This window comes from Enterobacter sp. LM3, assembly GCF_046622475.1.
GTDB classification, from domain to species: Bacteria; Pseudomonadota; Gammaproteobacteria; order Enterobacterales; family Enterobacteriaceae; genus Enterobacter; species Enterobacter cloacae_P.
In genome coordinates, this window is the sequence record NZ_JBJURN010000012.1 from 121,052 (window position 1) to 133,315 (window position 12,264).

9 protein-coding genes, 2 tRNA genes and 1 other RNA gene are annotated in these 12,264 nt (G+C 53.0%); 11 read left to right on the forward strand and 1 reads right to left on the reverse strand.

Annotated features, from left to right (window positions below; all coding sequences use genetic code 11):
* Positions 1–75 precede the first annotated feature (75 nt).
* The 10 genes from ACJ9N4_RS14315 to dppF all read left to right on the forward strand — a co-directional run bounded on the left by ACJ9N4_RS14315 (position 76) and on the right by dppF (position 10,867).
* Positions 76–774 carry an autotransporter domain-containing protein gene (locus ACJ9N4_RS14315; protein ID WP_182273037.1) on the forward strand — a complete coding sequence of 233 codons (699 nt, stop codon included), beginning with the start codon at positions 76–78 and terminating at the stop codon, positions 772–774.
* A gap of 238 nt (positions 775–1,012) precedes the next feature.
* Entirely contained in the window at positions 1,013–2,215 is a 1,203-nt protein-coding gene (locus ACJ9N4_RS14320; protein ID WP_182919229.1) for an MFS transporter, read from the forward strand.
* Positions 2,216–2,479: 264 nt separating this feature from the next.
* Entirely contained in the window at positions 2,480–4,171 is a 1,692-nt protein-coding gene (gene eptB / locus ACJ9N4_RS14325; RefSeq protein WP_182273035.1) for a kdo(2)-lipid A phosphoethanolamine 7''-transferase, read from the forward strand.
* 91 nt (positions 4,172–4,262) lie between these two features.
* A tRNA-Pro gene (locus ACJ9N4_RS14330) sits at positions 4,263–4,339 on the forward strand.
* A gap of 33 nt (positions 4,340–4,372) precedes the next feature.
* A non-coding RNA gene (locus ACJ9N4_RS14335) (RtT sRNA) lies at positions 4,373–4,504 on the forward strand.
* 655 nt (positions 4,505–5,159) lie between these two features.
* Entirely contained in the window at positions 5,160–6,767 is a 1,608-nt protein-coding gene (dppA, locus tag ACJ9N4_RS14340) for a dipeptide ABC transporter periplasmic-binding protein DppA (RefSeq protein WP_182273034.1), read from the forward strand.
* A 164-nt stretch (positions 6,768–6,931) separates the two neighbouring features.
* Positions 6,932–7,951 carry a dipeptide ABC transporter permease DppB gene (gene dppB / locus ACJ9N4_RS14345; protein ID WP_182273033.1) on the forward strand — a complete coding sequence of 340 codons (1,020 nt, stop codon included), beginning with the start codon at positions 6,932–6,934 and terminating at the stop codon, positions 7,949–7,951.
* 9 nt (positions 7,952–7,960) lie between these two features.
* A complete protein-coding gene (gene dppC, locus ACJ9N4_RS14350) occupies positions 7,961–8,863 on the forward strand; it encodes a dipeptide ABC transporter permease DppC (RefSeq protein WP_182273032.1) in 903 nt (300 codons plus the stop codon).
* Positions 8,864–8,873: 10 nt separating this feature from the next.
* On the forward strand, positions 8,874–9,857 hold the full coding sequence (gene dppD, locus ACJ9N4_RS14355; RefSeq protein ID WP_182919230.1) for a dipeptide ABC transporter ATP-binding protein: 984 nt from the start codon (positions 8,874–8,876) through the stop codon (positions 9,855–9,857).
* Positions 9,854–10,867, forward strand: coding sequence for a dipeptide ABC transporter ATP-binding subunit DppF (gene dppF, locus ACJ9N4_RS14360; RefSeq protein ID WP_182273030.1), 1,014 nt, complete (start codon positions 9,854–9,856; stop codon positions 10,865–10,867). Before dppD ends, dppF begins: the two co-directional genes overlap by 4 nt.
* A 45-nt stretch (positions 10,868–10,912) precedes the next feature.
* Here dppF and coaA read toward each other — a convergent pair whose 3' ends face one another.
* A complete protein-coding gene (coaA, locus tag ACJ9N4_RS14365; protein ID WP_220471157.1) occupies positions 10,913–11,863 on the reverse strand; it encodes a type I pantothenate kinase in 951 nt (316 codons plus the stop codon).
* Between the two features lie 317 nt (positions 11,864–12,180).
* On the opposite strand from coaA, the gene ACJ9N4_RS14370 reads away from it, so the two are divergent.
* Positions 12,181–12,256, forward strand: a tRNA-Thr gene (locus ACJ9N4_RS14370).
* Positions 12,257–12,264 lie beyond the last annotated feature (8 nt).

The following is a 12,264-nucleotide window of genomic DNA, read 5'->3' on the forward strand; positions in this document are numbered from 1 at the left end:
AGGCTATATGCCTTCAAACCTCTTCCTAAACAATGACAAATATCGCCGAATTCGGCTCTTTCTGGAGTCGCTTTGATGATGATAAAAAAAATCAGTGGCTGCCATGCTGTCTCTGGCCTGGTGGGGATCTCTGCCTGTTTGTTTTTTTGTAATACAGCGTCAGCCTGGCAACAGGAATATATCGTTTCAGACGCACAAAGTAATACGGCGGAACGCTATACATGGGATGCGGATCACCAACCGCGTTACGAGGAGATCCTCGCTGAGCGAATGAAGTCGTCGCAAAACATGCCCGGGTTTGCCCTGAACCTCCCTTCTGGTTCCTCTGCAGAGGACGGGATGAGCGTGGGCTGGAATTTCCCGGTGTCTGGCCATGTGACGACCGGCCCGGTGATGGGATGGCGTTATGACGGCTCCGCCCCCATGATGATTAATGAGTTTGGTGATGGTGTGACAACGCAGGCTTCCACCGATCCGCTCTGGCATGCCAGCGTGAGCACGCTTGGCTGGCGTGTGGATACGCAATATGGCGACCTTCACCCCTGGGCGCAGATTAGCGTTAACCAGCAGTTTGGTGTAAACCAGTGGAAATCCCAGTTTGGGATGCCGCAGACGCCCGCGCCCGCACAAAACGGGAGTTGGGTGGATGTGACGGTCGGAACGGATATCCCGTTGAACACGCATATGGCGGCCTATGCATCCTTAGCTCAGGGGGAAGGTACCGCGACGGGTGAGCAGTTTATGTATTCCCTGGGTGTGAGTGCTAATTTTTAGCGTTATCACTTTTTTCAACCTTACGATAACATCTTAAATACAATAACGGCGGGGATTGCAGCGATAGCGGTCACTAACACGCGATCGCTTCATTCCCCGGCAAGGTCATTCATTCCTGATTCCAGGCATTTCATTCCGTCTCTCCTGCATTTCATGCCGTTTTCCCCCAGTTGTTTTAAGGTTTTGTTTATCGTTGTCCTCAGCGAATTCCCTTAATTTCTCTTGCAGGACAACGGCCATGAACACATCAACTTATAACCGTACGCGTTGGCTGACGCTTTTTGGCACTATCGTCACCCAGTTTGCACTGGGGTCGGTCTATACCTGGAGCCTGTTTAATAGCGCGCTTTCCGATAAGATCGGTGCGCCGGTTAGCCAGGTCGCGTTCTCCTTCGGCTTGCTGAGCCTGGGGCTGGCACTTTCCTCTTCCATCGCAGGTAAACTGCAGGAGCGTTTCGGCGTTAAGCGTGTCACGATGGCTTCCGGGATCCTGTTGGGGGTGGGCTTTTTCCTCACGGCACATTCAAACAACCTGATGATGCTGTGGCTGAGCGCCGGGGTGCTGGTTGGGCTGGCGGACGGTGCGGGTTACCTGCTGACGCTGTCTAACTGCGTGAAGTGGTTCCCGGAGCGTAAAGGTTTAATCTCTGCGTTTGCTATCGGTTCTTATGGCCTGGGTAGCCTCGGGTTCAAATTTATCGACTCCCATCTTCTGGCCACCGTGGGCCTCGAAAAGACCTTCATGATCTGGGGCGTGATTGTGCTGGTGATGATTCTGTTCGGTGCAACGCTGATGAAAGATGCGCCTCAACAGGCAGTGAAAACCGTTAACGGCGTGGTGGAGAATGACTTCACGCTGGCTCAGTCCATGCGTAAGCCTCAATACTGGATGCTGGCGGTGATGTTCCTGACGGCGTGCATGAGCGGTCTGTATGTGATTGGTGTGGCAAAAGATATCGCTCAGGGGATGGTCAAACTGGATGCCGCGACGGCGGCCAATGCGGTGACCGTTATCTCCATCGCCAACCTTTCTGGTCGTCTGGTGCTGGGGATCCTGTCTGATAAGATTGCCCGTATCCGCGTTATTACGCTGGGGCAGGTGGTGTCACTGGTGGGCATGGCGGCTCTGTTGTTTGCACCCCTGAATGAAGCCACCTTCTTTGCGGCGATTGCCTGTGTGGCCTTTAACTTTGGCGGCACGATTACGGTCTTCCCGTCGCTGGTGAGCGAATTCTTTGGTCTGAATAACCTGGCGAAAAACTACGGTGTCATATACTTAGGCTTCGGTATCGGCAGTATTTGCGGTTCGCTTATTGCTTCGCTGTTCGGTGGGTTCTATGTGACGTTCTGCGTGATATTCGCCTTGTTAATTATTTCTCTGGCGCTGTCGACAACCATTCGCCAGCCGCAGCGCGAAATATTTAAAGAAGCGCATGCGTAATTTATGTATCTAAAAGGCCGGGGTTCCGGCCTTTTTTTTGTCTCTGAAAACGAAAGGGTTGAGCACCACGTTCGGTTACGGATTTTCTTTTTTGTAAAAAACTGTCGCGATCACACACTCTGCTGCCACTTTTTCTTTCCCCTGTGGTCTACTTACCACGCTTGTAGACGTTTGCTGATAACGATCCCTGAAGCGAATATTTAAGCTGTTCACTTTTACTACAAAGGTGGATGGCGTTACTGTCCCTTTTTCCGGGTTGCTTGCATGAAATACATTAAATCGATGGCACAACAAAAGCTGAGTTTTTTGCTGGCGTTGTACATCGGCCTGTTTATGAATGGCGCAGTTTTCTTCCGTCGATTTGATGGATACGCGCAAGATTTTACCGTCTGGAAAGGAATTGCAGCGGTCGTCGAATTAGTCGCTGCGGTATTGGCTACATTCTGTTTGCTTCGTGTGCTTTCACTGTTTGGTCGACGCCTGTGGCGCGTACTGGCCTCATTTGTCGTGTTGTGCTCGGCGGGAGCCAGCTATTACATGACCTTTATGAACGTGGTGATTGGCTACGGCATTATTGCCTCGGTCATGACCACGGATATCGACTTGTCGAAAGAGGTGGTTGGTCTGCATTTTGTCCTCTGGGTGATTGCTGTCAGCGCCTTACCGTTGCTGCTTATCTGGAGTAACCGCTGCCGGTATACGCTGGTGCATCAACTTCGTACGCCCGGACAACGCATCCGAAGCGTTGCGCTGGTGCTGCTGGCCGGGCTGATGGTCTGGGGGCCGATTCGCCTGCTGGAAGTGAAGCAAAAATATGACGAGCGTACCTCTGGCGTTGATATGCCAAGCTATGGCGGTGTGGTCGCAAACTCTTATCTGCCGTCTAACTGGATCTCCGCGCTGGGGTTATACGCGTGGGCACAGGTGGATGAGTCTTCTGATAATAAATCGCTGATGAACCCGGCGAAGAAGTTTACCTATGAAGCGCCAAAAGATATCGATGACACCTACGTCGTCTTTATCATCGGTGAAACCACCCGCTGGGATCACATGGGGATCCTTGGTTACAACCGGGATACCACGCCGAAACTGGCGCAGGAGAAGAACCTGGTTGCCTATCGCGGCTATTCCTGCGACACCGCGACGAAGCTCTCCTTACGCTGCATGTTCGTGCGCGAGGGCGGGGCCAGTGATAACCCACAGCGTACGCTGAAAGAACAGAACGTCTTCTCCGTGCTGCGCCAGCTTGGGTTTACCTCTGATTTATACGCAATGCAAAGCGAGATGTGGTTCTACAGCAATACGATGGCACAGAACATTGCCTATCGTGAGCAAATAGGTGCTGAGCCGCGTAACCGCGGTAAGAACGTCGATGACATGCTGCTGATCGATGAGATGAAACTCTCCCTGAACGGTAACCCGAAGGGTAAGCATATGATTATCCTGCATACCAAAGGGTCGCACTTTAACTACACGCAGCGCTATCCACGCAGCTTTGCGAAATGGACGCCGGAGTGTGTCGGTGTGGATAAAGACTGCACCAAAGCGCAGCTGATCAACTCCTACGATAACTCGGTGACCTATGTTGACCACTTTATCGATACGGTGATTGACCAGGTTCGCGATAAGAAAGCGATTGTGTTCTATGCTGCAGACCACGGTGAATCCATTAATGAGTACGAGCACCTGCACGGTACGCCGCGCAAAATGGCACCGCCAGAGCAGTTCCGTGTACCGATGATGGTGTGGATGTCGGATAAGTATCTGGAAGACCCGGAGAAGGCGAAGATGTTTGCGCAGCTGAAGAAAGAAGCGGATATGAAGGTGCCACGTCGTCACGTTGAGCTGTACGACACCATTTTAGGCTGTCTGGGTTATACCTCCCCGAACGGCGGTATTAACGAAAATAATAACTGGTGCAAACTCCCCGGGAGCACCACGAAAGCCGCGCAATAGCGTGCCTGGCGAGTTTATCGCCAGTTGAATGGCTTTTTTAAATTAAGGGATTGACGGGGGTGCACCGGAGCAGTAAGATGCGCTCCGCATTCGGCGAGTAGCGCAGCTTGGTAGCGCAACTGGTTTGGGACCAGTGGGTCGGAGGTTCGAATCCTCTCTCGCCGACCACATTCGAAACCCTGCTCTTAGAGCAGGGTTTTTTGCTTCTGAAGCTTATGAGGATGAGAATCTCCGGGGAAGGAGGTTCGACTCGAGCAAAGCGAGAGAACGTTGCTTTAGCAACGGCCCGAAGGGTGAGCCACGCAGTGGCGAGTCATCCTCTCTCGCCGACCACATTCGAAACCCTGCTCTTAGAGCAGGGTTTTTTGCTTTTAAAAAAGGGCTAACCGTAAGGCTGGCTCTTTTTACATTAGAGCGTTACTCATCCTGACTTGCCAAAACATCCCTTATCCCTGCGTCTCCCTGCCTGTTAACGATTTTGTGACATAATCCATTGTATTTTTTTATATATAGATTGATCTTTTTTCGCGTTGCTTATGGATAACCTCAGCATTTTTCGCTGTGCGTTTTAACGTTCGCGGAATTTAGTGCTCAGATAATCACCATTCTGCAAGAAAGTTTACTCAATCTGCATAAAAGTTAATCACTGGATGTTGCGAAATATGAAGATATTTGTGCTGCAACATGGCGAGTAGCATAAATTTCCCTGCTGAAAACGGGTGCCCAAAGTTTTTTTAATCTTTGTTTGCTGTTTCTCACACTCCGCGTAAATCCTGGTCACCTGTATTGACGTTTTCACATTCTGTTGACAGATTGTAGGGCACGAGGGGCATTTCAGGGAGGATCTGCGCTGCAACTCAAACGCACTTCTGAAAGGATTCTCCATCCCTTTAACGCCTTCGGGCACCACCGACCAGACCGGGTAAAAAATAAATAAAGGTCAGGCGGCGTAACACAACAAAGCAAAACATCACATTGGAGCAGAATAATGAGTATTTCCTTGAAGAAGTCAGGGATGCTGAAGCTTGGTCTGAGCCTGGTGGCCATGACCGTCGCAGCAAGCGTACAGGCAAAAACCCTGGTTTACTGTTCTGAAGGCTCGCCGGAAGGCTTTAACCCACAGCTGTTTACCTCTGGCACCACGTACGATGCCAGCTCCGTACCGATCTATAACCGTCTGGTTGAATTCAAAACCGGTACCACGGAAGTGATCCCAGGTCTGGCTGAGAAGTGGGATGTTAGTGCAGACGGTAAAACCTATACCTTCCACCTGCGCCAGGGCGTGAAGTGGCAGGACAGCAAAGAATTCAAACCAACCCGCGACTTTAACGCCGACGACGTTGTGTTCTCCTTCGACCGTCAGAAAAACGCGCAAAACCCGTACCACAAAGTGTCTGGCGGCAGCTATGAATACTTCGAAGGGATGGGTCTGCCAGATCTGATCTCTGAAGTGAAAAAAGTGGACGATAAAACCGTTCAGTTCGTGCTGACTCGCCCGGAAGCCCCATTCCTGGCTGACCTGGCAATGGACTTCGCCTCTATTCTGTCTAAAGAGTACGCGGACAACATGCTGAAAGCCGGTACGCCGGAAAAAGTGGACCTGGATCCAATCGGTACTGGCCCGTTCCAGCTGCTGCAGTACCAGAAAGACTCCCGTATTCTGTATAAAGCCTTCCCGGGTTACTGGGGCACTAAGCCGAAGATTGACCGTCTGGTCTTCTCCATTACGCCTGATGCGTCTGTACGTTACGCAAAACTGCAGAAAAACGAATGCCAGGTTATGCCATACCCGAACCCGGCAGATATCGCTCGCATGAAGCAGGATAAAAATATCAACCTGCTGGAGCAGGCTGGCCTGAACGTGGGCTATCTCTCCTTCAACACCGAGAAAAAACCGTTTGATGACGTGAAAGTGCGTCAGGCGCTGACCTACGCGGTCAACAAAGAAGCGATCATCAAGGCGGTTTACCAGGGCGCGGGCGTTGCGGCTAAAAACCTGATCCCGCCAACCATGTGGGGCTATAACAACGACGTTAAAGACTACAGCTACGATCCTGAAAAAGCGAAAGCGCTGCTGAAAGAAGCAGGCCAGGATAAAGGCTTTACCGTTGAACTGTGGGCGATGCCGGTACAGCGTCCGTACAACCCGAACGCACGCCGTATGGCTGAAATGGTGCAGGCTGACTGGGCTAAGATCGGTGTTCAGGCCAAGATTGTGACCTACGAGTGGGGCGAGTATCTGAAACGCGCCAAAGCGGGTGAGCATCAGGCGGTAATGATGGGCTGGACCGGTGATAACGGGGATCCAGATAACTTCTTCGCCACCCTGTTCAGCTGTGCGGCTGCGAAAGACGGTTCTAACTACTCTCGCTGGTGCTACAAGCCGTTTGAAGACCTGATCCAGCCGGCGCGTGCGACCGACGATCACAACAAACGTATTGAACTGTACAAGCAGGCTCAGGTTGTTATGCACGACCAGGCTCCGGCGCTGATTGTGGCTCACTCCACCGTGTACGAACCAGTGCGTAAAGAAGTCAAAGGCTACGTGGTTGATCCACTGGGCAAACACCACTTCGAAAACGTATCTGTTGAATAATAAGTAGGGTGTTCTCCCTCTCCTTTTGGGAGAGGACAGGGGTGAGGGGCGTGCATGCATCCCTTCACCCTAACCCTCTCCTCCTACAGGGAGAGGGAATTTACATTTGTGAGCAATACAGACGTCACGCCATTGGTCGTGCGTTATCAGAGAGAATCCGGGTTATGTTGCAGTTCATCCTCCGACGTCTGGGACTTGTTATCCCCACGTTTATCGGTATCACCCTTCTCACTTTTGCCTTCGTCCATATGATCCCCGGCGACCCGGTAATGATTATGGCGGGTGAGCGTGGTATTTCCCCTGAACGCCATGCACAGCTGCTGGCTGAGCTTGGCCTGAACAAGCCGCTGTGGCAGCAATACCTCAACTATATCTGGGGTGTGTTGCACGGTGATTTAGGCATTTCCCTGAAAAGCCGCCTTCCGGTGTGGGACGAGTTTGTGCCGCGTTTTAAAGCGACGCTGGAACTCGGCGTCTGCGCCATGATTTTTGCCACCGCAGTAGGCATTCCTGTTGGGGTATTAGCCGCTGTTAAGCGTGGCTCGATCTTCGACCATACTGCGGTGGGTCTGGCGTTGACCGGTTACTCCATGCCTATCTTCTGGTGGGGCATGATGCTGATTATGCTGGTCTCGGTGCAGCTTAACCTGACACCGGTGTCCGGGCGCGTCAGCGATATGGTTTTCCTTGATGACTCCAACCCGCTGACCGGTTTTATGCTGATTGATACGGCTATCTGGGGTGAAGAGGGTAACTTCATTGATGCGCTGGCGCACATGATCCTGCCTGCGATGGTGCTGGGCACCATTCCTCTGGCGGTGATCGTGCGTATGACCCGTTCATCGATGCTGGAAGTGCTGGGCGAAGATTATATCCGTACCGCGCGCGCCAAAGGCCTGACCCGTATGCGTGTCATTATCGTCCACGCGCTGCGTAACGCCATGCTGCCGGTGGTGACCGTTATCGGTTTGCAGGTAGGGACGTTGCTGGCAGGGGCGATCCTGACGGAAACCATCTTCTCCTGGCCGGGCCTCGGACGCTGGCTGATTGACGCACTGCAACGCCGTGACTATCCGGTTGTGCAGGGCGGTGTATTGCTGGTCGCGACGATGATTATCCTCGTCAACCTGCTGGTCGATTTGCTGTACGGCGTGGTGAACCCGCGTATTCGTCATAAGAAGTAAGGGGCCATCATGTCACTCGTTACTGAAAACAAAGTTGTTGCTGCACCGGTGCCAATGACGCCGCTGCAGGAGTTCTGGCACTACTTCAAGCGTAATAAAGGCGCGGTAGTAGGGCTGGTGTATGTCACCATCATGATCCTGATTGCGGTGTTTGCTAACGTGCTCGCACCCTATAACCCGGCGGATCAGTTCCGTGACGCGCTGCTGTCACCTCCGGCCTGGCAGGAGGGTGGTAGCCTGACGCACCTGCTGGGTACTGACGACGTAGGTCGTGATGTGTTGTCGCGTCTGATGTACGGCGCGCGTCTGTCGCTGCTGGTCGGTTGTCTGGTGGTGGTACTGTCGCTGGTCATGGGCATTGTGCTCGGTCTGGTTGCCGGTTACTTCGGCGGTATCGTTGATAACATCATCATGCGTATCGTCGACATCATGCTGGCACTGCCAAGCCTGCTGCTGGCGCTGGTGCTGGTGGCGATATTCGGCCCGTCTATTGGTAACGCCGCGCTTGCGCTGACCTTTGTGGCACTTCCTCACTACGTGCGTTTAACCCGTGCGGCGGTGCTGGTGGAAGTACACCGGGACTACGTGACGGCATCTCGCGTGGCGGGTGCGGGGGCGATGCGTCAGATGTTCGTTAACATTTTCCCGAACTGCCTTGCGCCGCTGATCGTTCAGGCATCGCTCGGTTTCTCTAACGCCATTCTTGATATGGCCGCTCTTGGCTTCCTGGGCATGGGTGCGCAGCCGCCAACACCGGAGTGGGGCACCATGCTCTCCGATGTGTTGCAGTTCGCACAAAGCGCCTGGTGGGTTGTCACCTTCCCGGGTCTGGCGATCCTGCTGACGGTGCTGGCATTTAACCTGATGGGTGATGGTCTGCGTGATGCACTTGATCCCAAACTGAAGCAGTAAGAGGCACGAGATGGCGTTATTAAATGTAGATAAATTATCGGTGCACTTCGGCGACGAAGGCACACCGTTTCGCGCCGTGGACCGCATCAGCTACAGCGTAAATCAGGGCGAAGTGGTCGGTATTGTTGGGGAGTCGGGTTCCGGTAAATCTGTCAGTTCGCTGGCGATTATGGGGCTGATTGATTATCCCGGTCGCGTGATGGCCGAAAGTCTGGAGTTTAACGGTCAGGATCTGAAGCGCATTTCTGAAAAACAACGCCGCCAGCTGGTGGGCGCAGAAGTGGCGATGATCTTCCAGGACCCGATGACCAGCCTGAATCCGTGCTACACCGTCGGTTTCCAGATTATGGAAGCCATTAAGGTGCATCAGGGCGGTAACAAGAAAACCCGTCGTCAGCGCGCTATCGATCTGCTGACGCAGGTCGGTATTCCTGACCCGGCATCGCGTCTGGATGTATACCCGCATCAGCTGTCCGGCGGGATGAGCCAGCGCGTGATGATTGCCATGGCGATCGCCTGTCGGCCAAAACTGCTGATTGCGGATGAACCGACAACTGCGCTGGACGTCACCATTCAGGCGCAAATTATCGAGCTGTTACTGGAACTGCAGCAGAAAGAGAACATGGCGCTGGTGCTGATTACGCACGATCTGGCGCTGGTGGCTGAAGCGGCACACAAAATCATCGTGATGTATGCCGGCCAGGTGGTCGAGACCGGGAGTTCGCACGATATCTTCCGCGCGCCGCGTCATCCGTATACCCAGGCACTTTTACGTGCGCTGCCGGAGTTTGCCCAGGACAAAGCGCGTCTGGCCTCGCTGCCGGGTGTGGTACCGGGTAAATATGACCGTCCACAGGGCTGTCTGCTTAACCCGCGCTGCCCGTATGCGACGGACAAATGTCGTGCGCAAGAGCCAGAGCTGAACCTGTTGGCTGACGGTCGTCAGTCGAAATGCCACTACCCACTCGATGATGCCGGGAGGCCAACACTATGAGTACGCAACAGGCCACCACGCAACAACCGCTGTTGCAGGCTATCGACCTGAAAAAACACTACCCGGTGAAGAAGGGGCTATTTGCCCCTGAGCGCCTGGTGAAAGCGCTGGATGGCGTCTCCTTTACCCTTGAGCGCGGTAAAACGCTGGCGGTGGTTGGGGAGTCCGGCTGTGGGAAATCCACGCTGGGCCGTCTGTTGACGATGATTGAAACGCCAACCGGCGGTGAGCTTTATTATCAGGGACAGGATCTGCTTAAGCACGATCCGCAGGCACAGAAGCTGCGTCGTCAGAAAATCCAGATTGTGTTCCAGAACCCGTACGGTTCCCTGAACCCGCGTAAAAAAGTGGGTCAAATCCTGGAAGAGCCGTTGCAGATAAACACCAGCCTGAGCAAAGAGCAGCGTCGTGAAAAAGCGCTGGCGATGATGGCGAAAGTCGGCCTTAAAACCGAACATTACGATCGCTACCCGCATATGTTCTCCGGCGGCCAGCGTCAGCGTATCGCTATCGCCCGTGGTCTGATGCTCGACCCGGATGTGGTGATTGCTGATGAACCGGTTTCCGCGCTCGACGTCTCCGTGCGTGCGCAGGTACTGAACCTGATGATGGATCTGCAGCAAGAACTGGGCCTGTCGTACGTGTTCATTTCGCACGATCTGTCGGTTGTTGAGCACATTGCTGACGAAGTGATGGTGATGTACTTAGGGCGCTGCGTGGAGAAGGGGACGAAAGACCAGATCTTTAATAACCCTCGTCATCCGTATACTCAGGCGCTGCTGTCTGCGACTCCGCGCCTGAATCCGGACGATCGTCGTGAGCGAATTAAGCTGACGGGTGAATTACCAAGCCCGCTGAATCCGCCTCCGGGATGTGCATTCAACGCCCGTTGCCGCCGTCGTTTTGGCCCCTGCACACAGTTGCAGCCACAGCTGAAGGATTATGGCGGTCAACTGGTGGCGTGCTTTGCCGTTGATCAGGACGAAAATGGCGAAAAGCCGCATGCCTGAAGTAAAAAACCGGCGTTAAGCGCCGGTTTTTTTATGTCTGCTTTATTATTTCCGCAAACGAATCTGGTCGACAGCATGTTTCTCACTTTTGGTGAGGATCAGGCTGGCGCGCTCGCGCGTCGGCAGGATGTTCTCTTTCAGGTTCACGTAGTTGATCTCATTCCATAACCCTGTTGCCACATTGATGGCCTCTTCTTTAGAGAGCTGGGCGTAGTTGTGGAAATAAGAGTCGGGATCGGTAAACGCCCCTTCGCGGAACTTCAGGAAGCGGTTTATATACCAGTTTTGCAGTAAATCTTCCGGCGCATCGACATAAATAGAGAAGTCGACAAAATCGGAGACAAAGACATGATGCGGATCGTGAGGATAATCCATTCCGCTCTGCAGCACGTTTAACCCTTCCAGAATCAGGATATCCGGCTGGGCCACCGTTTTGTCGCCGTCAGGGATGCGGTCATAAATCAGGTGCGAGTAGACCGGCGCGGTCACGCTCGGCACGCCTGATTTCAGATCAGAAACGAATTTCACCAGGCGGTGCATATCATAAGAGAGCGGGAAGCCCTTCTTCTTCATCAGGCCGCGTTCTTTTAACACTTCGTTCGGGTGCAGGAAGCCGTCGGTGGTGATCAGCTCCACGCTGCGGTGTTCTGGCCAGCGGCTCAGCAACGCCTGCAGCACGCGCGCGGTGGTACTTTTTCCTACGGCAACGCTGCCCGCAATACTGATGATATAAGGAATGCGTTGCCCGTTTGTTCCGAGGAACTGCTCAAGTACCGCCTGGCGACGCAGGTTAGAGCTGATATAGAAGTTAAGCAAACGAGATAATGGTAAATAGATTTCTGCCACTTCTTCCAGGGACAGATCTTCATTTATCCCTTTTAACCGTGCGATTTCGCCTTCCGTCAGCGTCATAGGGACGGAATCACGCAGGGCAGCCCACTGGCTGCGGTTAAAGTGAAGATAAGGTGTCATTAACGGTTGCTCTTTTTTGCTCATAAGCATGCTTCGGTGAACCATCACAAAACAGCCGGGCGATAGCTCATCACATAGTTAATTTTGGACAATGGGCAGGAGGTTAACACCAGATGACAGGAATAATAAGAAAAAATATGGGAAGCGGTGCGTTACGCGGGAGCCATCACGCTACGGTATATACGGTGTAAATCGGGCTTTGATGTTGAATTTTTGACCGCGAGTGAGTGAATTTACAGCGCTTAACCCTTCTTTCGCATAAAATGTGAGCGAAAGAACGTTTTATGCGATTTTTTAGTTGCATGACTGCGCATGTCTCCATAGAATGCGCGCTACTTGATGCCGACTTAGCTCAGTAGGTAGAGCAACTGACTTGTAATCAGTAGGTCACCAGTTCGATTCCGGTAGTCGGCACCATCAAGTCC